Annotated in this window: 21 protein-coding genes and 1 pseudogene; 4 read left to right on the plus strand and 18 right to left on the minus strand. The window is 44.4% G+C overall.

Annotation, left to right across the window (positions count from 1 at the left end):
• Positions 1-52: 52 nt before the first annotated feature.
• Positions 53-1795 carry a family 10 glycosylhydrolase gene (locus NSS66_RS09090; RefSeq protein ID WP_316243912.1) on the minus strand — a complete coding sequence of 581 codons (1743 nt, stop codon included), beginning with the start codon at positions 1793-1795 and terminating at the stop codon, positions 53-55.
• Positions 1796-1931: 136 nt separating this feature from the next.
• Positions 1932-2357, minus strand: coding sequence for a transcriptional regulator MntR (gene mntR / locus NSS66_RS09095; protein ID WP_007430946.1), 426 nt, complete (start codon positions 2355-2357; stop codon positions 1932-1934).
• A 252-nt stretch (positions 2358-2609) separates the two neighbouring features.
• Between mntR and splB the strand changes: the two genes are divergently transcribed.
• The gene (gene splB, locus NSS66_RS09100) at positions 2610-3674 is read left to right on the plus strand and encodes a spore photoproduct lyase (RefSeq protein ID WP_028540589.1); all 1065 of its coding nucleotides are present in this window, start codon (positions 2610-2612) and stop codon (positions 3672-3674) included.
• On the opposite strand, the gene NSS66_RS09105 is transcribed toward splB, so the two are convergent.
• The 8 genes from NSS66_RS09105 to adhE all read right to left on the minus strand — a co-directional run bounded on the left by NSS66_RS09105 (position 3667) and on the right by adhE (position 16472).
• A complete protein-coding gene (locus NSS66_RS09105; protein ID WP_340958863.1) occupies positions 3667-4383 on the minus strand; it encodes a cytochrome c biogenesis CcdA family protein in 717 nt (238 codons plus the stop codon). The genes splB and NSS66_RS09105 overlap by 8 nt on opposite strands.
• Positions 4384-4549: 166 nt before the next feature.
• Positions 4550-6568, minus strand: coding sequence for a methionine--tRNA ligase (metG, locus tag NSS66_RS09110; RefSeq protein WP_340958797.1), 2019 nt, complete (start codon positions 6566-6568; stop codon positions 4550-4552).
• Positions 6569-6980: 412 nt separating this feature from the next.
• The gene (gene yidD / locus NSS66_RS09115) at positions 6981-7271 is read right to left on the minus strand and encodes a membrane protein insertion efficiency factor YidD (protein ID WP_023989271.1); all 291 of its coding nucleotides are present in this window, start codon (positions 7269-7271) and stop codon (positions 6981-6983) included.
• Position 7272: 1 nt separating this feature from the next.
• Positions 7273-7764 carry a Fur family transcriptional regulator gene (locus NSS66_RS09120; protein ID WP_013310843.1) on the minus strand — a complete coding sequence of 164 codons (492 nt, stop codon included), beginning with the start codon at positions 7762-7764 and terminating at the stop codon, positions 7273-7275.
• Between the two features lie 253 nt (positions 7765-8017).
• Positions 8018-10240 (minus strand): copper amine oxidase N-terminal domain-containing protein, encoded by a 2223-nt coding sequence (locus NSS66_RS09125; RefSeq protein WP_340958800.1) that lies wholly within the window; start codon positions 10238-10240, stop codon positions 8018-8020.
• A gap of 219 nt (positions 10241-10459) precedes the next feature.
• Positions 10460-11218, minus strand: a complete 759-nt coding sequence (gene pflA / locus NSS66_RS09130) for a pyruvate formate-lyase-activating protein (protein WP_013310845.1) — start codon at positions 11216-11218, stop codon at positions 10460-10462.
• Positions 11219-11269: 51 nt separating this feature from the next.
• On the minus strand, positions 11270-13531 hold the full coding sequence (pflB, locus tag NSS66_RS09135; protein ID WP_025722256.1) for a formate C-acetyltransferase: 2262 nt from the start codon (positions 13529-13531) through the stop codon (positions 11270-11272).
• A 328-nt stretch (positions 13532-13859) separates the two neighbouring features.
• Positions 13860-16472: a bifunctional acetaldehyde-CoA/alcohol dehydrogenase gene (gene adhE, locus NSS66_RS09140; protein WP_023989274.1), complete on the minus strand. Its 2613-nt coding sequence runs from the start codon at positions 16470-16472 to the stop codon at positions 13860-13862.
• Between the two features lie 258 nt (positions 16473-16730).
• Between adhE and NSS66_RS09145 the strand changes: the two genes are divergently transcribed.
• Positions 16731-17447, plus strand: coding sequence for a Crp/Fnr family transcriptional regulator (locus tag NSS66_RS09145; RefSeq protein WP_013310849.1), 717 nt, complete (start codon positions 16731-16733; stop codon positions 17445-17447).
• A 139-nt stretch (positions 17448-17586) separates the two neighbouring features.
• On the opposite strand, the gene NSS66_RS09150 is transcribed toward NSS66_RS09145, so the two are convergent.
• The gene (locus tag NSS66_RS09150) at positions 17587-18354 is read right to left on the minus strand and encodes a DODA-type extradiol aromatic ring-opening family dioxygenase (protein ID WP_053325702.1); all 768 of its coding nucleotides are present in this window, start codon (positions 18352-18354) and stop codon (positions 17587-17589) included.
• A gap of 318 nt (positions 18355-18672) precedes the next feature.
• Here NSS66_RS09150 and NSS66_RS09155 point away from each other — a divergent pair, with 318 nt between their 5' ends.
• Positions 18673-18972 (plus strand): hypothetical protein, encoded by a 300-nt coding sequence (locus tag NSS66_RS09155; protein WP_226887755.1) that lies wholly within the window; start codon positions 18673-18675, stop codon positions 18970-18972.
• 124 nt (positions 18973-19096) lie between these two features.
• On the opposite strand, the gene NSS66_RS09160 is transcribed toward NSS66_RS09155, so the two are convergent.
• From NSS66_RS09160 to NSS66_RS09190, 7 genes and pseudogenes are all read right to left on the minus strand, one after another.
• Complete coding sequence (locus NSS66_RS09160) at positions 19097-19441, minus strand: winged helix-turn-helix transcriptional regulator (RefSeq protein ID WP_013371810.1); 345 nt, start codon at positions 19439-19441, stop codon at positions 19097-19099.
• Positions 19442-19687: 246 nt separating this feature from the next.
• Positions 19688-20419, minus strand: a complete 732-nt coding sequence (locus NSS66_RS09165; protein ID WP_023989276.1) for a ThuA domain-containing protein — start codon at positions 20417-20419, stop codon at positions 19688-19690.
• A 20-nt stretch (positions 20420-20439) separates the two neighbouring features.
• Complete coding sequence (locus NSS66_RS09170) at positions 20440-21408, minus strand: sugar phosphate isomerase/epimerase family protein (protein ID WP_013310854.1); 969 nt, start codon at positions 21406-21408, stop codon at positions 20440-20442.
• Positions 21409-21485: 77 nt separating this feature from the next.
• Entirely contained in the window at positions 21486-22568 is a 1083-nt protein-coding gene (locus NSS66_RS09175) for a Gfo/Idh/MocA family protein (RefSeq protein WP_013310855.1), read from the minus strand.
• Positions 22561-23328 carry a sugar phosphate isomerase/epimerase family protein gene (locus tag NSS66_RS09180; RefSeq protein WP_023989277.1) on the minus strand — a complete coding sequence of 256 codons (768 nt, stop codon included), beginning with the start codon at positions 23326-23328 and terminating at the stop codon, positions 22561-22563. Before NSS66_RS09180 ends, NSS66_RS09175 begins: the two co-directional genes overlap by 8 nt.
• Before the next feature lie 18 nt (positions 23329-23346).
• Entirely contained in the window at positions 23347-23517 is a 171-nt protein-coding gene (locus NSS66_RS09185) for a hypothetical protein (protein WP_023989278.1), read from the minus strand.
• 2 nt (positions 23518-23519) lie between these two features.
• Positions 23520-23813 (minus strand): annotated as a pseudogene (locus tag NSS66_RS09190) (Gfo/Idh/MocA family protein); the annotation flags it as partial.
• Between the two features lie 166 nt (positions 23814-23979).
• Here NSS66_RS09190 and NSS66_RS09195 point away from each other — a divergent pair.
• A complete protein-coding gene (locus NSS66_RS09195; RefSeq protein ID WP_023989280.1) occupies positions 23980-24798 on the plus strand; it encodes an AraC family transcriptional regulator in 819 nt (272 codons plus the stop codon).
• Positions 24799-24831: the final 33 nt, after the last annotated feature.

A 24831-nucleotide genomic window follows, 5' to 3' on the forward strand; every position in this document is an offset into this window, starting at 1 on the left:
GCTTATGTATGAGAACGGAGGCCCAAATAGAACCTATATGATCCAATTTATATCACATTTGATAATAATTTTGAAGAAGCTGAATGAGTCCGTATGGATTTTTACGCAAATGCTGTGCACTAAAGTAAATATCCCCTTTGACCTGTTTATAATCTTCGTTCAGTTCAAGCTGCTTAATTAGCTCTTGAGCCGTTTGCCAGCCCTTTTCAGGGGTGCCGATCTTATAAGGAGAATGACCGATATACAGCTTAACATCTGAGTTTTTGACCTCATTGGACCACCATGCGACAAGCTTGTCATATCCCGCCGCCGGGAAACCGATACTCCAGTAAATTTGTGGAGCTACATAATCAATCCATTCTTTGTTAATCCAGGTTCTTACATCCGCAAACGTCGTATCATACGCTGTAACGCCTGCCTTCGTGTCTGAACCCGTTAAGTCCTGAGATTTGTTACGCCATACCCCAAATGGACTAATCCCGAATTGAACTTTTGACTTGCTGGCATGAATGCTTTTGCCCAAATCTCGAACAAAACTGTTCACATTATCTCTCCGCCAGTCGCCCTTGCTAGAGATTTTGTTGGCATTATATGCTTTGAAGGTCGCATCATCATCAAAAGTCCCGCTGTAAGGATAAAAATAATCGTCCAAATGGACGCCGTCAATGTCATATCCGTTCACGACCTCCATAATCGCCGTAATGACATGCTGACGTGCAGCCGGAATTCCTGGATTGATGTACAATTGGCTACCATTCTTAACAATCCAGTCTGGATGTTGATTAGCCACATGATTTGCAGCCAAGCCGCTGGTTGTTCCTGTAGAATTCGCACGGAACGGATTAAACCAGGCATGGAATTCCATCCCTCGCTTGTGCGATTCGCTAATCATAAATTTCAAGGGATCATAGCCTGGATTTTTACCTTGGGTGTTGGTCAAATACTTGCTCCATGGTACGAGACTCGACGGATAGAGCGCATCGCCGCTGGCACGAACCTGAACAAATACCGCATTGATGCCCATCCCCTGCAAATCATCGAGCATTTTAGTAAACTCCTGCTTTTGCTTCTCTGAGCTGCTTCGGGCAGCGGAAGAAGGCCAATCTCCGTTAATGGTAGAAATCCATGCTCCACGCATGGAAGTTGAAGCCTTTACCTGAACCACATTTGCCTGTGAAGAACTTGAACCGTCCTCACTAGTAGACGTTGACGGTGAAGTGACAACCGCCTGCTCATCATCGATGGCTCCCTGATCTGTACTTACACTCTCCTGATTGCCAGATGCAGGCGTATCTGATATAGAGCCGCTGCTTCCTGCAGAAGTGTTCCCGCCAGTAGAGACACCTTCCTTACCACTGCTTAACGTAATAACTCGCTCTGAAGCTTGCCAATCCACTTTTAATCCCAACTCTTCCCCAACAAAACGCAGAGGCACCATGACTCTCCCGCTTGTCATACGGGCAGATGCATCCAGTCGAACTGACTTGCCATTCACCGTAGCGCTTTGTGCACCGTTCTCCATAGATATATTTTTGTTCTGTGCTGTAATCGTTACCGTACCGGACGATTCCGACCAGTTGACCTGAGCGCCCAATCCCTCACTAATCACTCGCAAAGGAACCATCGTAACATTGGCTCCCTGTACAATATACGGTGACGCGTCACTTTGCAGGGACTGTCCGTCCAATATAATTTCAATATTACCAGTTGGAGCTGCTTGAACTCCAGGAACGATGGCAGTCTGCACTGCTAAGAGTAGGCCAGCAGCCAATGCCACTATTTTCTTTCGATTCATATTATTACAATCCTCCGCTAACCCTGTTAATTTTAACCCCTATCTTGTCCTGCTATATAATGGATAGACGCTAATAACCGGATATTTGTTGCGGTCGGGACAAATAAAAAAGCATCGTCCGTAAGGACAGATGCTTTTAGGAATCTCCACTCAATTCCTTGTGTATGTCATGAAGCTGGCGCAAGCGATCTTCATCCCGACGAAAATACTCAACCAATGTTTCGATACGGGTGATGGAATCCCAGCTCAAATGATGCTCAATACCTTCCACATCTTTATATATCAGGTCCTTGTCAACCCCAATCATATCCAGAAATTGCTCTAATAACTGATGGCGATCAACCAACCGTTTGCCGACCTTTTTCCCTTTCGGTGTCAAAATCAGTCCCCGATATTTCTCATATACAAGATAATCGTCCTTATCCAACTTCTGAATCATTTTGGTGACGGACGAAGGATGCACCTCTAACCCCTCTGCGATATCCGAGACACGAGCATAACCCTTCTCATCAATCAGTTGATAAATGCGTTCCAAATAATCTTCCATGCTTGGCGTTGGCACTTGTTTCCCTCTTTTCTGTTATTGAACGGGCGCTTACCGCCTTCATTTCCTGCGTTAAACCTACTATGTAATGATACATGTTATCATTGCCCATTGGCAAGTCGCATCCCTTCACTCACAGCTATTGCCACGATTTGTTCAATTTAAGCGGGGCACACTAATATCGTCGTCCCTGTATCGTTTATTTCTGCGGCAATATGTTAAAGTTGGACACCAGAGCACTGTGGATTTATTTCGAAAGGAGCGTTAGTCATGTCTACGCTTGAGCGTACTCCTGTCCAAACCAGAGGAACCAAGCCATTTTTGCCTGATCTGGTGTTTTTTGAGCCAGACGCACTGAATTATCCCAAGGGCCAGCGTATTATGGATTGGGTTAAAGCCAAGGATATTCCGTATCGGATGACTACCTCTCACAACCGAATTACCAATTTACCAGGTGAAACTGAAGTTGAAAAGTACCGAATGGCAAAAAAAACTTTGGTTGTCGGTATCCGTAAAACGTTAACTTTTGACCAATCCAAGCCCTCTGCCGAATACGCCATCCCCATTTCGACTGGTTGTATGGGGCACTGTCACTACTGTTATTTACAAACAACCTTGGGAGCAAAGCCGTATATTCGTGTATATGTCAACACTGACGATATCTTATCAGCAGCTAAAGCTTATATCGAGGAGCGTGCGCCTGAAATTACCCGTTTTGAAGCAGCTTGCACCTCCGATCCAGTTGGTTTGGAGCATATCACCGGAACGCTTGGAGACTTGATTCGTTTCATGGCAGATGAAGAATTTGGTCGTCTGCGTTTTGTTACTAAATATCATCATGTTGATCCATTACTGGATATTAAACATAATGGTCATACTCGCATCCGCTTTAGCATTAATTCCGATTATGTTATTAAACAGTTTGAACCTGCAACTTCACGCTTCGAGGAACGTATTGAAGCCGCTGGCAAAATCGCACGAGCCGGTTATCCACTGGGGTTCATCATCGCACCCATCATCTGGTATGACGGCTGGGAAGAAGGTTACGGCGAGTTGCTGCGAAAATTGGGAGAAACCTTGCCACAGCATGCTACAAAAGATTTGACGTTCGAATTAATTCAGCATCGCTTCACCAAAACATCCAAAGCTGTCATCGAGAAACGTTATCCGAAAACCAAACTGGAGATGGACATAGAGAAACGCAAGAAAAAATGGGGCCGCTGGGGACAAAACAAATATGTTTATCCCGATGATCAGCAAAATGCACTGCGAGAGTTTATCACAGAGCGCATTTTTGAACATTTCCCTTTAAGTCGTATTGAATATTTCACATAACTAGCATCCAATCTGGGGTAATCTGTTGTAAAAATAACGTTACATCGGTCATATGATCCGTTACCAGTAAAATGCCAGTGATAACAAGTAGTATGCCACCTGTTTTGATGAGGATCGAGATATAGCGAGAGGATAGTCGAACAGAGCCTACCAGCAAAGCTAATACAAAAAATGGAATCGCAAAGCCAAGCGCATAGCCTGTAATTAGTTTGAACCAAATGTGATGCTCTACTGCCGCCAAAGCGATAATAGCTGTTAGCATGGGACCGATACAGGGCGACCAACCTGCCGCAAATCCTATTCCGATTACAAAGGAACCGGCATACCCGGCAGGCTTCCATGTCCAGCGAAGCTTATGCTCCCTCATTAGAAACAAAGGACGCACCACACCAAGAGATACCAGCCCCATTAGTAAAATAAGTGATCCCGCTACCACTCTTAGCGCATCCCCATAATTGGCAAACCATTCTCCAAGCAACCCGACACTTGCACCCAGTGAATAGAAAACGACCGAAAAGCCCAATACAAAAGCAAGCGTATGTCCCATCGTACGATAACGAACCTCAGCCTTGTGCCGTCCTTCAGCCAGTTCACGCGCAGACATCCCTGTCATATACGATAAATAAGATGGATACAGCGGTAAACAACACGGTGAAAAAAAAGAAACCAGTCCGGCTATGATCGCCAACCCAGCGTTGATATTTGTCATCATCATTTCCTCCCACCTGTCTTAAGTGAACACAAGCAAACAAGCCCTGCCTACTAAAACATACGTATAGCGGGAGCAAAATATGATGCAAGCCAAAAAGCGCATGCCCAGGAAGAATAATTCCCGGACATACGCTCATTACGCTCTTTTATTTTTACATAGCGTTCTACTTTACAACCGCACCATTCGGCATACCTTCCGGAACGGTGGCCAGCGTAAGCTGATCTCCATGTGATGCTGCCAAAATCATACCTTGCGACAACTCTCCCCGAAGTTTTACTGGCTTCAGATTGGTCACACAGATCACCTTGCGCCCAATGATATCTTCAGGTGTATAAAACTTCGCAATCCCTGATACTACTTGCCGCTGCTCATAACCAAGGTCAAGCTGAAGCTTCAATAGTTTATCGGCCTTCTTCACAGGCTCGCAGGCGACGACCTGAGCAACGCGCAGTTCCACCTTGGCAAAATCCTCAATGCCAATCTCTTCCTTTGCCTCCGGTGCTTCCTGGCTCATCTCAGATGCATTCTGCGGTTGAGCTTGTGTCGTAGCTTCCTCCGGCTTCTTACCTCCAGTCATCGCTTCCACGATAAAAGCAACCTCTTGCTCTGAATCCAGACGCGGGAAGATCGGATTACCTTTGACCAGCTGCGTTCCTTCCGGAATACGACCGAACTGTTTGCCGCTATCCCATGTAGTCAACTCACCTTGGCTAATACCGAGCTGCTCCCAAATTTTATGAGGAGCACGGGTTAAGAATGGCTGGAGTAAGATGGAAGCGATGCGCAAGCTTTCTACCAAATGCAACATAACAGATGACAATTCGCGACGTTTTGCCTCATCCTTAGCCAAATTCCATGGTTGCGTCTCGTCAATATACTTGTTGCTACGGCTAATAAATTGGCTAATCGCCGTTAATGCCACGGAAAACTCCATGTTTTCCATGGCTTCTTCTACTTTACTATAAGTCGATGTTGCCATGTCTTCCAAAGCTCCGTCGAATGCTGTTACATTCGCTTCATAAGCTGGAACCTTACCATCAAAATATTTATCTACCATCGCCACGGTACGATTCAACAAGTTGCCCAGATCATTTGCCAAATCCGAATTAACTCGATCTACAAAACTTTCTGGTGTAAATGTTCCGTCTGCCCCAAAAGGCACCTCGCGCAGTAAGTAGTATCGTAGTTGGTCCAGACCATAACGGTCAATCAACGTCACTGGGTCTACAACATTGCCTTTAGATTTCGACATTTTACCGTCTTTCATGAGCAGCCAACCATGTGCAAATACTTTTTTAGGCAACGGAAGATCCAGCGCCATCAGCATAATCGGCCAATATATCGTGTGGAACCGTACAATCTCTTTACCTACGATATGCACATTTGCAGGCCAGAATTTATCATACAGCTCGGTATTGGAAGAGCCATAACCCAAGGCTGTGATGTAGTTGGAAAGTGCATCAATCCACACATACACGACATGCTTCGGATCCCCCTTCACCTTAATGCCCCAATCGAAGGTAGTACGGGATACAGCCAAATCCTCCAGACCCGGCTTGATGAAGTTATTGATCATCTCTTTTTTACGTGATTCCGGCTGGATAAACTGCGGATTCTCTTCATAAAATTGCAGCAACCGATCAGCATACTTGCTCATACGGAAAAAGTAACACTCTTCCTTGACCAGTTCTACAGGGTGTCCACTATCCGGGCTTTTTCCTCCAGCCACATTGCCTTCGGCGTCCTTCACCACGTCAACCAGCTGAGTTTCTGTGTAGTACGTCTCGTCAGGGATGCTGTACCAGCCTTCGTATTCTCCCTTGTAAATATCGCCTTGCTTCAGCAAACGATCAAAAATTTCTTGTACAACAGCCTTATGACGTTCCTCCGTAGTACGGATAAAATCGTCATTGGAAATGTCGAGCTTCCGCCACAGTTCTTGAATACCTGCCACAATATTATCTACGAAACGTTGCGGCGTTTTGCCTGCTGCACTTGCTTTCTGCTCAATCTTCTGACCATGCTCATCCGTTCCTGTCAAATAGCGCACTTCATAACCGCGTAGCCGCTTGTAACGGGCCATTGCATCTCCCGCAACCGTCGTGTAAGCATGACCTATATGTAGCTTGTCGCTCGGATAATAGATCGGTGTCGTAATGTAAAATGTGTTCTCATTGGACATGTGTGTTGCCTCCTGTTTTGTTCACGGCAGCTATAAGACCTGCTGACATGATGGTACTCCAATTCATGTATTTGGCACAAATTGGGCACAAAAAAGACCCCCGCCCCTATGGGACGAGAGTCACCTCACGCGTTACCACCCAATTTTCCTGTATCCTCGCAGACTACAGGCTTCACCGGTCACATCTGACCGCCCATTAACGCTGGAACACGCCTCCCCCTTACGATTGCCTCCCAAGCACTAATAATTGTGGCAAATACGCTCGAAAAAGGTTCCTCCAGGACCATATTCAGGCTTCGCTCCAGACCGGTTTGCAGCTAACCCCGGCTCTCTGTACTGGGCGGTTTACCCTACTCATCCCTTCGCAGGAAAACAATATTAACCAAAATATAACCAAATCCGCATAGCGCTGTCAAGTCAGACCCTTTTCAGAGTGGGTAGCCAAACGATCTTCGCTAGACCTATCTGTTCCCTTTTTTGCAGGAGGGACCAAATCTACGCCGCCCGGATGAAAGGGATGGCACTTGGCTATACGCTTAGCAGCAAGCCATGAACCTTTGAGCGCACCATGCATCTCTACCGCCTCCAACGCGTACGCCGAACACGTTGGATAGAATCGGCAGGTAGCCGGCTTTAACGGTGAAATATAGGAACGATAAAACTTAATCGGAGCCTGTACCACTCTGCGTGTGGTGATTTTCATTTCAGTAGCCCCCGTGGCTGTGAGTGTGACTGCTCGTCTGTCTGAATCCCCCATCCGAATTACTGTCAGTATGCCCATTCTTCTGTTGACAATCTTTGCAATAACCAAAAATTTCAAACTTGTGCTCGACGATTTGGAATTGATCCGTTGTATCCGTCATTTGCATTGGGCAAAAAGAAATCGGTAATGTTTTCTGACAGCTCAAGCAAATCATATGGTGATGGTGATGATGCTCATTACAGCTCACCTTGAACTTCATTCCATCCTCAAAAGATACCTGTTCCAGTACACCCAATTCCTGCATTACACGCAGATTACGATAAACCGTATCAAAACTAAGTCCACTGTACTTCTTACCCATATATTCATAAACGTCTTTGGGGGACAGATACCCTTCATTCTCGGAAAATAACGTGGCCAACGTCTTGCGCTGATCTGTAATACGCAGCCCCTGAGCGGACATTGTTGCAATAATTTCATCCTTTGTCAGCATGCGTTTCACCCTCCCCTGTCTGTAGTTTCAGGTTTTCTGATGCAGGCTTAGGCTTGCATCTATTTATTATACCACGATTAAAGTCAATATTATAAGAGATATTCGTATCTATACATAAGAAAAAGACGCTCTCCGGCGCTACGATTAAATTCGCAGCAGGAGAACGCCTATATTCTGCAAGTGACATCGACTTTTAAACGGTGAATGACGAGACCCAAGGTCTAAGCCGGTAAACAGCACCGGTTAATTCATATTAATTTTTAATAGCTGGTAAAGGCATAACTACTACGGAAACTGGCAAGTTACTTCCTGCAGCAGCAGTGAAATACATCTCTACACTTTCCTCGATATGCCCTGTGCGATACAGCACACTCATCTCATTTGGAGCCCATACCGCGCCGTTCGTCGGGATACCCACAACCTGATTGTTTACCATCGCATAGCCGGAATATTCGCCTCCACGCGGGTTGAACGTAATCAGTGAATACGGCGCTACATGATCCAATTTAACTTTATATACAACACCAAAATTACCGGCATTGGAAGCAGAAGAGCCGTCCAGACCGTCCGTACCAATCAGGTTCGGGTCTACCTTATTATCACCAAGAACGATACGTTGAGCTGTTTTACCAACCTCTTCGGTATAATTGAGCGAGATATCAGCATTAGCGTACGTTCCACGGTTGTGAATACCGTCCTTAGGCAGTTTTGCCAGAGTAGGCATCACGGTCAACGGATCTACATTTGCATCTAACACAATAACCGTGTATTGAATAGGTTGATCCGTATATAAATCGGATAACAGAGAAATGACCTGTTTTTGCTTGATTTTTTGTGCATTCAAATCCTCTAAAATAATGCGATTTTCGCCAGGATTTAGAACTGTGCTAGAACGCTTGCTTCCATCCTGCATGGATTGAAAATATCGTTGAATCGAGACTTTACCCGCAGCCGTGGCAAATTCAGATGGTCCAGCAAAACCGGAATTTTCGACATTTATATTGGCAGGAGTGATATTATTGTTGGTCGCAATCACGTACATCTTCACATCTCTACCCGTTTCATTGACATGATGGACGAGTATGCGCGTGCTGCCTGATCCGGTTTCTTGATACACGATACCATCCTGGAACACACGTTCTGGGCTGTTAGCACGGATCAAAAGACGCGGTGAAGAAGTACTTGTCACTGGAATAGTAGCCATGGTAGGCACCTGACTGCCGTCTACTGTATATTTATCACCATATGGTGTGAAGATTTTATTGAAATCATCTTCGTTGTACAGCAGTTCATTTGTAATTTTAATCGTTTCACTTTTGGTACCTGTTGCGCCGTGCTTATCAGTTACGGTGAGCGTAATTGTTACATCACCTGGTTGGAAGAAGGCAAGTTTCTTATTCTCCCAATCACGCTTAGTGATAGCATTCTCATCATCTGTACTCAGGTCGGTAATGGTGATTTTCTCGCCCATCTTGTACTCTTTTTTATCAGTTGTAAACAGAGCCACTGGCGGCTGATTTGGTGGTCTTACTGTAATTGTAACTGAGTAAGGATCACTCCAGTTCCCAGCAGAGTCAAGAACAGAATAGGTAACTACATATGTACCCGGCTCCTGAAATACGTCCTGCTTACCTTCCCAACGTTGGTTCACAATCGGAAGACCTGTAGGAGAAGATTCCTTCGTCAAATACGTAACTTGGGTTTCGCCCGCATAGATATCTTTTTGCTGAACCGTGAAGGAAGCTTTAGGTTTCTGATTCAAATCCATGATAACTTGTTTAGTCGTATTATTCACAGTATAAGGAATATTTAAGGCCTGTGTAATCGAGGTCAATGGCACCATAAATACGTTCTTTTGCTGAAAAGCCGGTCCCTTCATTTGTCTGGCTTCACCGTTAACCGTATAAACCTTGCTGTCTGTTTTGAAGCGCATGACATTTGTTCCTTGTGTGATTACGGTTTCTTTGGTGGCAGTGTCATAACTAAACTGCAATCCGACACGGCTGACAAGAGAACGGATAGCTACATAGGAAACTCCGTCCTTAACAGTCATCGGCTGAGTTGCTGTGTACACCTGTCCGTTTTGTTCCATTTTCGCGCTGTTTAAGTACAAAATCAATTGATTAGCACCCATGGATGTTGGAGCTCCACCAGGATTGGTGATAATTCCGTCTCCACCGTATACATCATTGGAAACGTTCGATCCGTTGGTTGTATCCGTAGGCAGGCCAGTCAATGGATCATTGGATACGCCTGTGTTATTAGGTGTAACCGTGTCATTTTGTGTGCTAGTTCCATCTTGATCTCCGATGCTATTCTGAACGCCTGAATCAGCAACATTGGCCTGAGCCTGCTGTGCGCTAACCGAATCGGTGGATTGAACGGTTGTTGATGCTGCTTCTGCTCCTACAGGGGCTACTGCGGCCACCTGAGCCACCGCAAGGGCGGTGAGCATGGTCCATTTCTTGAAATTCATTGTCTGTCTCCTTCTATCACCAAATTATTATCATTCCCGTAAAAAGTCATACTATTAGACGCGTCAGTTGTTAAAAAGTTTCTGGAAATTTTGCTGATCATGAAAAAAAGGGAACTTTCTCCTGTGACTGCAAAAAATTCAACAACAAAAAACCGCCGCCCATCTGACCTGATGTGGCGGCGGCTTCATTACTAGGAAATAGCTTTTGAACCATTTACATTATGATGGACGACAGACAGCATTCTTTCCTGCAGTCTCCAGACGACCCTCTTCAATGAGTCGGTAAGCACGTTGAACTTCTTCATCTGTAGGAGATGGAACTCCCTCCAACGGATACTCCTTACCGAGCATTTCCCACTTGTAAACACCCATTTGATGGTAAGGTAATATTTCGAATTTCTCGACTCCGTTCAACGTTCCGATAAACCGTCCCAAATTCAATAAATCTTGCTCGTCATCATGAATACCCGGTACAAATACGTGTCTAATCCACATTTTGCGCCCTTGCTCAGACAACCAGCGAGCCGTACTTAGCATACGGTCATTAGACTTGCCTGTAAGCTTAATATGCTTATCATTGTCAATATGCTTAATATCCAGTAGCACCAAGTCTGTTACGTCCAGCAGTTCATGGATACGGCCCGCGTCATTAAAGCCGTTACTGTCCAGTGTCGTGTGCAAATTCCACCGACGTTTCACTTCTTTGAACAGCTCTGCGACAAAATGAGCTTGCAGCGTCGGTTCTCCACCGGATACGGTCAATCCGCCTCCTGAAGAACGGTAATAGGCTAAATACGGCTCAATCTCAGCCAATACCTCCTCCAACGTCATTGGATTACCTTCATTCAAGGCCCAAGTGTCCGGGTTATGGCAATATTGACATTTCAACAAGCATCCTTGCATAAAGAGCACGAAGCGGATGCCGGGACCATCGACGGTCCCGAAGGTTTCCAATGAGTGTATGTGACCTTTCAACATGTTGCATCATCCTTCCCGCATCCGCTATGCGTGCGTCATTGTAATACTTATTTACATTGTACCGTGGAAAGTACGGTTAATAACATCCAATTGTTGTTCACGAGTCAGCTTGATAAAGTTAACGGCATAGCCGGAAACACGAATCGTCAGCTGTGGATAGTTTTCTGGGTGTTCCATTGCATCCAACAGTTGTTCGCGAGCAAACACATTGACATTCAGATGATGTGCGTGGCTTCCAAAGTAGCCATCCATCATCGAAACAAGGTTTGTTTTGCGTGTTTCTTCTTCTTTACCCAGTGCTTTAGGCACGATGGAGAAGGTGTTCGAGATACCATCCAGACTGTGTTCATAAGGCAATTTGGCTACGGAACTCAGAGATGCCAAAGCACCTTTTTTATCACGGCCGTGCATTGGGTTTGCCCCTGGTGCAAACGGTTCGCCTGCTTTACGTCCATCCGGTGTTGTACCTGTTTTCTTACCGTACACTACGTTGGAAGTAATAGTCAGTACAGATTGAGTAGGAACCGCATTACGATAAGCTTTATGCTTGCGAATCATGCTCATGAAGCTTTCTACCAGTTCCACAGCGATGTTATCTACACGGTCATCGTTGTTACCGTAGCAAGGATATTCGCCTTCGATTTCAAAGTCAACAGCAATCCCTTTTTCGTTACGGATTGGTTTAACTTTTGCAAATTTAATGGCACTCAAGGAGTCGGTAGCAACTGACAGACCCGCAATACCACAAGCCATGGTGCGGAGAATATCACGATCATGCAACGCCATTTCAATGCGTTCGTAGCTATATTTATCATGCATGTAGTGAATAACATTCAAAGTGTTCATGTACAGTTTTGCCAACCATTCCATCATAGGTTTGAAGCGGCTCAACACTTCTTCATATTCCAGAACTTCGCCTGTAATGGCTGGGAATTCAGGCCCTACTTGGACGCCAGATTTTTCATCTTTACCACCGTTAATTGCATACAGCAGAGCTTTAGCCAAGTTGGCACGAGCACCAAAGAATTGCATTTGTTTACCGATTTTCATTGCCGATACACAACAAGCAATACCATAATCGTCTCCATAAATCGGACGCATCAGATCGTCATTCTCGTACTGAATGGAGCTAGTTTCAATAGAAACTTTCGCACAATATTTTTTGAAGCCTTCAGGCAATTTTTCCGACCACAGTACAGTCAGATTCGGCTCCGGTGCAGGTCCCAGATTGTAGAGGGTGTGCAGGAAACGGAAGCTGTTTTTAGTTACCCGAGTTTCTCCAGTTACGGACATACCACCAATGGACTCAGTAACCCAAGTTGGATCTCCACTGAACAGTTCATTATAGTCAGGTGTGCGCAAGAACTTAACAATACGCAATTTCATAACAAAATGATCGACCAGTTCTTGAGCTTGTTCTTCTGTCATTGTACCCTCTTCCATATCACGTTGAGAGTAAATATCAAGGAAAGAAGATACACGTCCTAAGGACATTGCTGCACCATTTTGTTCTTTGATTGCTGCAAGATATCCAAAATATACCCATTGGAAAGCTTCTTTCGCATTGTTAGCAGGTTTTGAGATATCAAAACCGTGTTCAGCAGCCATTTGTTTCAGTTCATTCAAAGCACGAATTTGTTCGGAAATTTCCTCACGCAGACGAATTACGTCTTCTTCCATGGAATCAACTTCAAGGCTTTTCAGTTGCAGTTTTTTATCTTGGATCAAGAAGTCTGCACCATACAAAGCTACACGACGATAGTCACCGATAATACGACCACGACCGTATGCATCTGGGAGACCAGTAATGATACCAGCTTTACGAGCTGCTCTCATTTCATCTGTATAAGCGTCAAATACACCTTGGTTGTGAGTTTTACGAATATGAGTGAAGATATCAATGATACTTTCCGGTACTTCAAAACCATAGGCTTTGCAAGCGTCGATCATCATCCGAATTCCACCAAACGGCTGCAAAGAGCGTTTGAATGGAGCATCTGTTTGTACACCGACAATTTGCTCTTTATCCCGGTCTAGATAACCCGGTTTATGTGAAATAATAGTGGATGGCGTATTCACGTCTACATCAAGCACGCCGCCGTTTGCCAACTCTTTTTTGGTAAGATCGGATACAATATCCCACAATGCAGTTGTGTTGGCGGTAGGACCAACCAAAAATTCTTCATTGCCAACATAAGGTAAGATATTAGTTTCAATAAAATCGTTGACGTTGACTTCTTTAGTCCATTTGCCTTTTTTAAAACCTCTCCAGCCAGATTGTTGCTCTTGTAATTCTCTCTCAATCACCGACATGTAAATCCCTCCAAATTGTTTGGTCTTCCGGACTTGTGATTTTTTTCACGATAAAGCTATTTCTTGAGCCCGGCCTGTTCACCGATGCCTTACGCTCAGTGTCGGGACCTTTCTTACACCCTTATTGTAGAATAATGATAGAGTGTAGTATGTGATAAAAATCACAACATGAGTGATTTTTATCACTTTATTTTCCCTAGCTTCGCGCCTATATCCTTAGCCTTGCCGTTCACCTCCCTTCCCAAACCAACAGGCCCTCTATATAGAGAGCCTGCATCGGTATTGAACGAGAAAATGCTTTTTCACAAGCCTCTTCGTACCTATTATATTATTGGTCAAAACGTCCGTAGAAGGCATTGCGATAGACATCAGCCAACTCCGTAACCAGTGGCAACTTCGGATTCGCAGTTGTACATTGATCTTCAAATGCGCGGTCAGCCAGATAGTCTACACGTGATTCGAAATCCTTCGCATCGAAACCGATTTGTTGGAACGATTCCTCGATACCGAGTGTTTTGTTCATCTTACGGATTGCTTCGATCAAGCTGTTAACCCCTTCTTCGGTGGTGCGTGCAGGCAGTCCCAGTATGCGCGCGATTTCTGCATAACGCTCATCCGCAACAAAGTGCGAATATTTAGGGAACGAAGCAAATTTTGTCGGTTTTTTCGCATTATAGCGAATAACGTGCGGCAGCAAAATGGCATTCGTGCGGCCATGCGCTGTATGGTATTGTCCACCCCATTTATGTGCAAGACTGTGGTTAATACCCAAGAATGCATTAGCAAACGCCATACCAGCAAGTGTGGAAGCATTATGCATTTTTTCACGAGCCAGCTTATCACCGATCAGAGCCGATTGTTCTAGGTATTGGAATACCAATTGAATGGCTTTAATTGCCAGACCATCTGTGTAATCATTAGCCATTACGGACACGTAAGCCTCGATAGCATGTGTCAGAACGTCCATACCTGTGTCCGCTACAGCTGTTTTAGGCAGCGAATATACAAACACTGGGTCAATAATTGCCACATCAGGAGTCAACTCATAGTCAGCCAGCGGGTACTTCGTGTTACCCAGGTTTTTGTCCGTAATTACTGCAAACGATGTAACTTCGGAACCTGTACCCGAGGTTGTAGGGATAGCTACAAATTGTGCTTTTTGGCCCAGACGTGGGTACTTGTAAATCCGTTTACGGATATCCATGAATTTTTGTTTTAAGTTATTGAAATCAGTATCTGGATATTCATAGAACATCCACATGCCTTTAGCCGCATCCATTGGCGAACCGCCGCCCAGTGCGATGATGCAATCCGGTTGGAAACGTCTCATCATTTCTGTACCACGTTCTACCGTAACTGTCGATGGATCTGGCTCTACTTCAGAGAACACTTCGATAGCTACCGGTGTTTGGCGTTGATGCAGATAATGAATAACACGATCCACATATCCCAGTTTTACCATCATAGGGTCCGTGATAATGGCTACACGTGTGATATCAGGCATTTTAGCAAGATACTGTGTCGAATTTTTTTCAAAATAGATTTTGGAAGGTACTTTGAACCATTGCATATTCACCGTCCGTTTCGCCACCCTTTTCACATTAATCAAATTGACTGCCGATACGTTCGACGAAGTCGAGTTACGACCGTACGAACCGCAACCGAGTGTCAACGAAGGAAGATTGGTGTTGTAAATGTCGCCAATCGCACCATGTGTGGAAGGTGCATTTACAATGATACGTCCTGTTTGCAGACGGTTTGCGAAGCGGGCGATAACGTCCTCATCGTTCGAATGAATAGCGGACGAGTGGCCCATGCCCCCGAATTCCACGACTTCAGCAGCGCGTTGAATACCTTGTTCCGCATTTTTTACTTTATAGCAAGCCAATACAGGACTCAATTTCTCCGCAGACAATGGGAATTTTGTTCCTACCCCTTCAATCTCAGCGACCAAAATTTTAGTTCCTGCTGGTACTGTGATACCACTCATTTCAGCAATTTTCACAGCAGACTGCCCGACGATTGCTGGGTTCACTGCACATTTCTCGACATTCATAGCTCCTTGAGTGAGCTTAGCTGCTTCTTCTTTATTTACAAAATAGCAGCCGTTAGCGATCATCAATTTTTTCACTTGTTCGAAGATTGGCTCTTCGATAATAACCGCTTGCTCGGAAGCACAAATCATACCGTTGTCAAAAGATTTAGAGAGGATAAGATCGTTCACGGCCTGCTTGATGTCTGCTGTTTTTTCAATAAAGCAAGGCACGTTACCTGGGCCTACACCCAGAGCAGGTTTACCGCAGCTATATGCCGCCTTAACCATGCCTGATCCACCAGTTGCCAGAATCAGAGCCACATCCGGGTGATTCATGAGTGAATTTGTCTTATCCATCGATGGAGCTTCAATCCATTGAATACAATCAGCTGGAGCACCATGTTTGACGGCTGCTTCGAGCAAGACGCGGGCTGCTTCCGCACTACACGATTGAGCAGATGGATGGAAACCGAAAATGATTGGGTTACGTGTTTTAATGGCAATCAACGCTTTGAACATCGTAGTCGAAGTCGGGTTTGTCACTGGAGTGATCCCCATGATAATGCCGACTGGCTCTGCTATCTTTTGAAAACTGTCAAAATCATTGTCTTCAATGACACCGACGGTTTTTTCATTTTTGATACTATGATAGACATATTCTGTTGCAAACATGTTTTTGGTGATTTTGTCCTCGTACACACCGCGTCCTGTTTCTTCAACAGCCAACTTCGCCAGGTACATGTGTTTATCCATCCCTGCGAGTGCCATAGCTTGTACGATTTCGTCAATCTGTTCCTGATTCATACTCATGAAAGCTTGCTGTGCCCGGTTCCCCCGGTCAATCAGCGTTTGAATATACTGCTCTGCGCTTTGCTCTTTTTGGATAACCTCGTTTTTAACAGCCATTTCCCTCATCCTCCTGTTATCTCGTGTACTATCTCTTGTTCACGCACTGATCGTAACACAGCTTTTCAAGATATATTGTGATTTTTTTCACAATCTATTTAAAATTTTATTTTATGAAGTGAATTAAATCACAAAGTTTGGAATTCTGCCACTTTTACCCCCTCTTCTTGCCCCAAAAACGCATTGCGCAGGTATATAATGAATTTGAATTGATCAAGTTGCAGATAAAAAACATAGGATACAAAGGGGAAATGGACGATGAGAAACCCTACAAATGTAATGGAAGCCCGCGGCAACACCTGTTGCTTCTCGGAGGCCAGCTTCAACCGGTTGCAAGTGATGATGAAAGATCGAGTTATGCCAGAAAGCTCGCATCTGTTCTGGGAAGGAGATACAGCGGATAAGCTGTTTTATATTAAGCGCGGACGCGTGAAAGTAACCAAAACAACGGATGAGGGTAAGGAACTTATTCTATATATGTATCAAAGCGGCGATCTTGTTGGTCAAGCCGATCCATTTTTCGGTACTAAGCATTCCTTTTCTGCTGAGGTTCTGGAAGACAGTGATATTGGCGTAATCGATCATACAGATCTGGAGCTACTTATTTGCCAGCATTGTGATTTTGCGATTGACTTTATGAAATGGATGGGTTCGCATCATCGCATTACTCAGACTAAGTTCCGCGATTTGATGATGTACGGCAAGCCTGGCGCTTTATGTTCAACACTCATCCGTCTATGCAATACCTATGGTGAGCCTCACGGCGAACATATCCTGATTCATAAAAAAATTACTCATACTGACTTATCAAATATGATCGGTGCGACTCGGGAAAGCGTAAACCGGATGCTTAGTGATCTACGTAAGAAAAATGCAGTTGAATATGATAATGGCATGATTGTTGTCAAGGATTTGGAAATGCTGCAAGGCGTATGTCATTGTGAATTGTGCCCTCGTGAGATTTGCCGCATATAATAAATCGTTTTTTACGTAAAAGGGAGTGTTATAAGCCATTATAGCTTATAACACTCCCTAATTTATTTCCACTCCTCTACTTATACAGAAGCAGTTGCGAAGCATTTTAACAATAGTCCTTCTTCTGGCAACACACTTTTTAAAACTGTAAGCATAGATAACTTAAATTCCCCATCTCATAGCTTCTATGGATGACCTTGGCTTTGTTTGCAGGATTGCCACTCCCCATTGCAATAAACAACGGTACAAAGTGCTCTGCTCTTGGTACGGCCTGGCGAGCATACGGTGCTTCGCTTTCATAGTGATCCAAAGCCTCTATATCTCTACTTTGCACTTTTTCAATAATCCAATCATCAAAATCTATAGCCCAAGGTTCTGTTTTCGTTTCCCCCCATTTGACGATACGCAGATTATGAACAGTCACTCCACTGCCAATGACCAGAATATCTTGTTCTCCCAGTCCACGCAGCACTTCACCAATGGCATATTGTGCTTTGGGCGAAAGATATGGATTTACTGAGATCTGAACTACCGGAATGTCTGCCTCAGGATACATACGATGCAACAATGTCCAGGATCCATGATCCAGTCCCCTCACCCGGTCAGTTTGTACGTCAATGCCCTTTTGTTCATATAATTTTTCCAGCTTATTGGCCAGTTCCACAGAACCATGTGCTGGATATTTCACCATGTACAGTTCCGGTGGGAAACCGCCAAAATCATAAATGGTATCGTACACGTCATCCATCGAACTGATCGTCAACGTTTGCGCTTCCCAATGAGCAGTAAAGATAACAACCGCTTTAGGGCGAATGCTTTTCCCCAGTTGCTCTAAAAATGAAGTATAGTCCGTCTGTTCAATAGCAAGCATCGGTGAGCCGTGGGCCAAAAATAAAGATGGCATCATATAAAGATCCCCTTATCAGTAATAGTTTATTTTATTCATTAAGTAACTTTATGTAAGTAATAATACATAAGTAACAAAGTAATGTCAACACAGATTTCAACATACACTTAAAGATCAGAGATTCCATAAATAAAGATTGATATAGGTATAAGGTCATAGTAATATATAACTAATAAATTTTAAAATTTCACTATATTCCGATACAAAGGACTGGTTTCTATGGAGATACATACTTCTAATTGCCCAAAATGCGGTTCCGTTTTTCGTCAAAACCTTAGAAACCTGTGTAGTTCTTGTATTCAGGAAGAAAATATATTCTTGGACCGCTGTTCTAACTATCTATGGAAGCATCCTTCTACTCATACTCGCCAGCTCAGTGACGTAACCGGCACACCTATAGAATTGCTCACAGATTGGGTAAGAGCAGGCAAGTTTCCCTCCACATACAGTCAGCTTGATTATCCTTGTGAATCCTGCCGTTCCCCCATTTATGCAGGAAGACTTTGCCATTCCTGCTTGGGTACATTCCGTTCGGCCGCGCTGGATATTCAAACCCGTGTGCCCCGCCGTGCAACAGCAGGATTATTCTCAGTTGCAGGGCGCGTCAAAGGCTATTAAGCCGTGCTGCCTATGTAGATCATTTCTGTAAAATGGATAAGTAGTCCTATACACAAAATAAAAAACAGCCTTTTTCCTAGGAAAAGGCTGTTTTGCTATGAGAAACGCTTATTTAGTTTGGTGCTCATCTAATCCATTCCTCAGCCCAAAATTGAATCTGTTCCATAACCGGCTGAAGTGCACGGCCTTTGGTTGTTAGCTCGTATTCAATACGGACAGGAGTTTCTGGATATACATGACGTGTAAGAATTCCTTCATTTTCCAAATCTTTCATCCGCTCTGATAACATTTTGTCACTCATTGTGGGAATCAGATTGGAAATATCCTTAAACCGCTTAGGACCGCTCATCATGGATTGAATAATTAATCCATTCCAACGCTTACCCAAACATGAAAAGGCGGTTTCAAAACGCGGACACATTTTTGTAAATTGCGGTTGACTCTCCAAATTTTTCACCTTCTTTTGCATTTCGGTTTGATAAAGCTTTCCTTTTGTTAGTATATATCATTTTAGCATACTTTATCCCGAAAGAAAACACTTTCTTCTTAAATTAAATACCTGCGCTGATAAAGTTGCCATGACCAAAACTGATTATACAACAAACCAACACAGCAGGTATATGTCTAAATCGTTAAATACAAAAAGGCGGAATCCCTAGAGGTTCCGCCTATCAATCTGTTCATTATACAGCTCATCAAAATGTGATGATTGTTATTATACCAACACTCCACCGAGAGGTCTTACAGGTTCACTTCTTCCATATATTGGTTTGTTAATATTTGTCGGAGAAGTCCAACGAATGCTGTTGGCGATAACTTTCAAAATATCAGGCTGGTAATAAGTCGGATAGGTCTCATGACCTGGGCGGAAATAGAATATCTTACCGCTACCTCGGCGGAAAGTACATCCGGTTCTAAATACTTCGCCGCCTTCAAAGTTACTAACAAATACCAATTCATCCGGCGCTGGAATATCAAAGAACTCGCCATACATCTCTTCCTGCTTCAACAAAATTTTGGCGTCTATGCCTTCTGCAATAGGATGTGACGGATTCACCGACCAAATAATCTCCTGTTCACCTGCCACCCTCCATTTCAGATCACAGCTAGTGCCCATTAGGGCTTTGAATGGCTTTGAAAAATGGCCCGAGTGTAGCACAATCAAGCCCATTCCTCCCTGCACTCGCTTTACAACACGCGCCGTAACTTCATCGCTCACCTGATCGTGGGCTTTATGCCCCCACCACAGCAGCACATCTGTGGAATTCAGGATCTCTTCTCCCAAACCATGCTCGGCATCATCACGAAGAGTAGCTGTTCGAATGGCAAATCCCTCTCCTGCCAGGCCGTCAGCCAACGCTTTGTGTATCCCGTCAGGATATATCTGTTTGGCTTCATCATTCAACTTTTCGTTCAAAAATTCATTCCAAATGGTGACGTTAATCATCAACATTTCCCCCTATTAGGTTAGACCCACCACATCTCGCTCAGCGGTTCTTCAATTAATACCTGGCGAAGATTGTGGACAGCCTTAGTAAAGCCTTCCTCCACGGACATCAGACCATCTTCATGCTCAATACTCACTACATAATCGTATCCCACCAGACGCAGAGCACTGATAATATCTGCCCAGGTTTTTACATCATGTCCATAACCCACAGTACGGAACTGCCAAGCGCGATCTAGCATTTTCGTATATTCCTGCATATCGGTAAGTCCATATTTATTTACATTGACCGGATCAATCGTCGTATCCTTGGCATGAAAATGGTGAATGGCTCCCTCTCGGCCCAAAATTTGAACCGCCTGCACTGGGTCAATTCCCTGCCACCACATGTGGCTCGGATCCAGATTAGCACCAATGACCTCTCCCGCAGCTTCACGCAAACGAAGCAAGGTCGCTGGTGTATGAACGGAGAAGCCTCCGTGTAGCTCCAGCCCAATTTTAACATGATGATCTGCTGCAAATTTTCCCGTCTCAGTCCAGTAAGGAATAATTTTATTCTCCCATTGCCACTTCAACACTTCCTGAAAATCATTAGGCCACGGAGCCACAGGCCAATTTGGATATTTCGCATCCTCATGATCACCCGGACAGCCAGAGAAAGTGTTCACAACTGGAACTTCCAGCTTTTCTGCCAATCGAACGGTTTTAAGAAACGTTTCATGATCAGCTTGGGCTAAATGCTTTTGCGGATGAAGAGGATTGCCGTGACAGCTAAGCGCACTAATCGTTAGTCCACGGGACTCTACTGCCTTTTTAAAATTTTTGAGCGCTGTATCATTCTCCAGCAACTCATCCGGCTTACAATGCTTATCTCCTGGGTTGCCGCCTGTACCGATTTCTACAGCATCTAATCCTTGAGAAGCCACATAATCCAGCGCCTCCTCCAGCGAACGTCCGCCGAACAACACCATAAATACTCCAAGTTTCAAAAGAAATCCCTCCCTGTATCATATGTGAAAAAAGCTGCTTTCATTATAATGATGGTCTATTCGAGATAATTACGGGCTTAGTCAAAATAGACAGCTTTCCCGGTACGGGCCGATTCATAGATAGCTTCCAAAATTTCAGTAACAACCAGTGCCTGTTCCGGCTTCACAAGAGGTTCTTTGTCGTCCAGAATAGATTCGATCCACAGACGAGCTTCGCGGTCTGCTTCATTTTCCGTTTCTCCAGAGTAAAAGGCAACACCACCTGCATCCAGATCTATTTTCGTATCAAACAAGCGGCTGTTCTTTTCCCCGTTAATGCGCAATCCATCCTGCATATCAGCTCCGCCTTCGGTTCCGCATAACAGCGTCTTCGCTTCGCCAAACTCTACAACGTTCAATGCCCAGCTGGATTCCAGTACAATCGTAGCTCCATTTTGCATCGTAATAAAACCAAAAGCTGAGTCCTCTACCTTAAATTCCTCAGGATTCCAAGGCCCAAAGGCATTTGCCGCATCTTTACGATCCCCTAGCTTATGGAAGGTTGAACCTAGTACACTTTTAGGCTTGTAATTATCCATCAGCCAGAGTGTCAGGTCGAGTGCATGCGTGCCAATATCAATAAGAGGACCACCGCCCTGCTTCTCTTCATCCAAGAATACTCCCCAAGTCGGAACCGCGCGACGGCGTAGAGCAATGGCTTTGCCCAGATAAATGTCTCCAAGCTCTCCTTGCTCAACCAATTGCTTCAGATACAAACTGTCATCACGATATCGGTTTTGATACGCAATAGACAGCTTCTTACCTGTACGGTTGGCTGCATCGAGCATCTCCCGTGCTTGCTCAGCAGTTTTAGCCATCGGCTTTTCACACAGCACATGCTTACCTGCCTCAAGCGCCGCTACGGTAATTTCTGAGTGCGAGTCATTGGGTGTACACACATGTACGACTTCAATGTCTTTATTTTCTAGCAACTGACGGTAATCACTATAAACTTGCGACCCTTCAACTCCAAACTTTTCTGCTGCCTCTTCAGCGCGCTCCTGAATGATGTCACAGAATGCAACGATTTCTGCACGCTTCTGCTTGGCAAGACTCGGCAAGTGTTTGCCGTTGGCAATGCCTCCACAACCAATAATCCCGATTTTGAGTGTTTTAGACATGAATATTTCCTCCCTGAGCTGCGTATTGTTGGAGCCATTTAATGCTGGTTTCAATGCTTTCGATTGGAGGGTTTGAGCAGAAATCCTGTTCCACGACGACCCAATCCACACCTGCCTGAATAGCGGCGTCTGTAATGGCCTGAAGCTGCACTTCGCCTTTGCCAAGCTCTACAGTCACTGCTTTTTGTTGCTCGTCACGTGCCATATCCTTTAAGTGAATGATAGGCAGGCGTCCATTATAACGTCCGATGTATTCCACTGGATCATAGCCCCCATAGTATACCCAACAAGTATCCATTTCGACCTGTAACAAATCATCGGAAACCGCATCATATAAAGCATCGAATACCGGGCGATCATTGATTTTTTCTGTCAATTCAAAATCATGATTATGATAAGCCAGTATCAAGCCCTGTTCTTTCACTTTTTCACCAATACGATTCAAATTAGCAAAAATTTCATCCCACTGTCGCTGTTCTTCGGTTAAATAAGGAACGATTAGGTACTTATTGCCCAATTCTTTGTGGTATGCAATCTCCTCATCCAAATGATCCAGCAAACGAGAATATTGTATATGAGTTCCGACAACTTCCAGATTTAGCTCATCCAAAAGCGCTCTGACATCCTTGGCATTGCGTCCGAAAAAGGTATGAAATTCTACCCCTTTATAGCCAAACTCAGCTACCTTGCGCAATGTACCTTCAAAATCCTGTTCAAGCTCTTCCCTTACTGTGTACAATTGCAATCCTACTTTAGCCATTACCCTTCACCTCTTTAATTAGGATGAATTTTCCATTATATCTGTTCCATAATACAAATCCTCGTCCGGCTTGAACGTGCTTTCCAGCGTAATGTGATTGCCTTCCAATGATGAGCGCTGAAAAGCATGCATGGCTTCTAACACATGGTAGGCCAGCTCAGCATTAGCACGATGGTCCGTGAATTTCAATGCGCCAAAGGCTTTTCACTGTACACATGCTTGCCTGCCTCTAGTATCGCCACATCTGTCAGTGCATGGCTGCCAGGCACGGTCAGATTAAATACAAGCTCAATCTCAGGCTGACGAAGCAATTCATCCACCTTGTATACGTTTTCAATGTTGAATTCATCGGCCCTCTCCTTGGCCCTCTCATCTAGTAAATCAGCGACGGCCACTACTTCAATAAGTGGGCTCTTTTGGAGATTTTCAAGATATACCGAACTAATAGTACCGCATCCGATAATCCCGGCCTTCATTCGTTCCACGTCGTCACACTCCTTGGCCTCCAACATGTACTTTCTCATCTAACATGTAAGCTTTACAGTTCACATAGTATTCTATTTCTGTTTCGTTTAAAATGAATAATATGATTAAAACATGAACAATCTGGTCAATATTTGAAACAGCCATATGTCCAAAGGAGTCATCATCATGTCTATCGTCGAGCCTTGTCAGGTTCTTACCGCAGGCTATTCCTTCCATCGAAAGCCCTTTTATTCGAACCAGCCTGATGGGATTAAAAATTATTTATTCCGTTTGCAAACAGATGGACGCTGCCAGGCCCGCATTAACGGGGAAATGACACGGATTGAGGCGGGTGATCTACTGCTATTCAATCCTACCGAGCCTTATGAACTGGATATTCATAGTGAGTTGAATCCCATGGGAGATCTGGTCGTGGAAAGTGGAGATTATCACATTTTTTTCGGTGGTTCCTGGGTAGATGAGTGGTGGAACCATCATAAACGACCCAACAGAATTAAGGTTCAGCTCACAGAAGCCCTGCTTGGCCTATTTCGTCAGCTTGTGATGGAGCAACGACGTATTTCTAATCCTTACCCGGAAATATCAAGTTATTACATGCGCATTTTATGTTTGGAGTTTGACCGTATGCTATCCGATCATCCTATCGCTACTCATCATAACTATCTTGCTTATCAGATTAAAAATTATATTGAAGAAAATGCATCCTCTAACTTCAAGCTGGATGACGTGTCTTCACACGTAGGTATCAGCGTATCCCGAGCAGTACATCTGTTTAAGGAAACATTCGATACGAGCATTATGCAGTACACGCTGGACATCAGGCTTAACATGGCGAGAGAACGAATCATTTTCAGTCCCATGTCACTGGAACAAGCCGCCGAATCGTCAGGATTTGCAAATTACACGTATTTTCATCGCGTATTTCGTTCCCGCTTCGGTATGTCGCCCAAAGAATTCAGGGTGATTCACCGCGAGCAATTGTAGGTAAAAGAGAGCGTTCACCTGAACGCTCTCTTT

The sequence above is a fragment of the Paenibacillus sp. FSL R10-2748 genome, assembly GCF_038005565.1.
GTDB lineage: Bacteria > Bacillota > Bacilli > Paenibacillales > Paenibacillaceae > Paenibacillus > Paenibacillus polymyxa_B.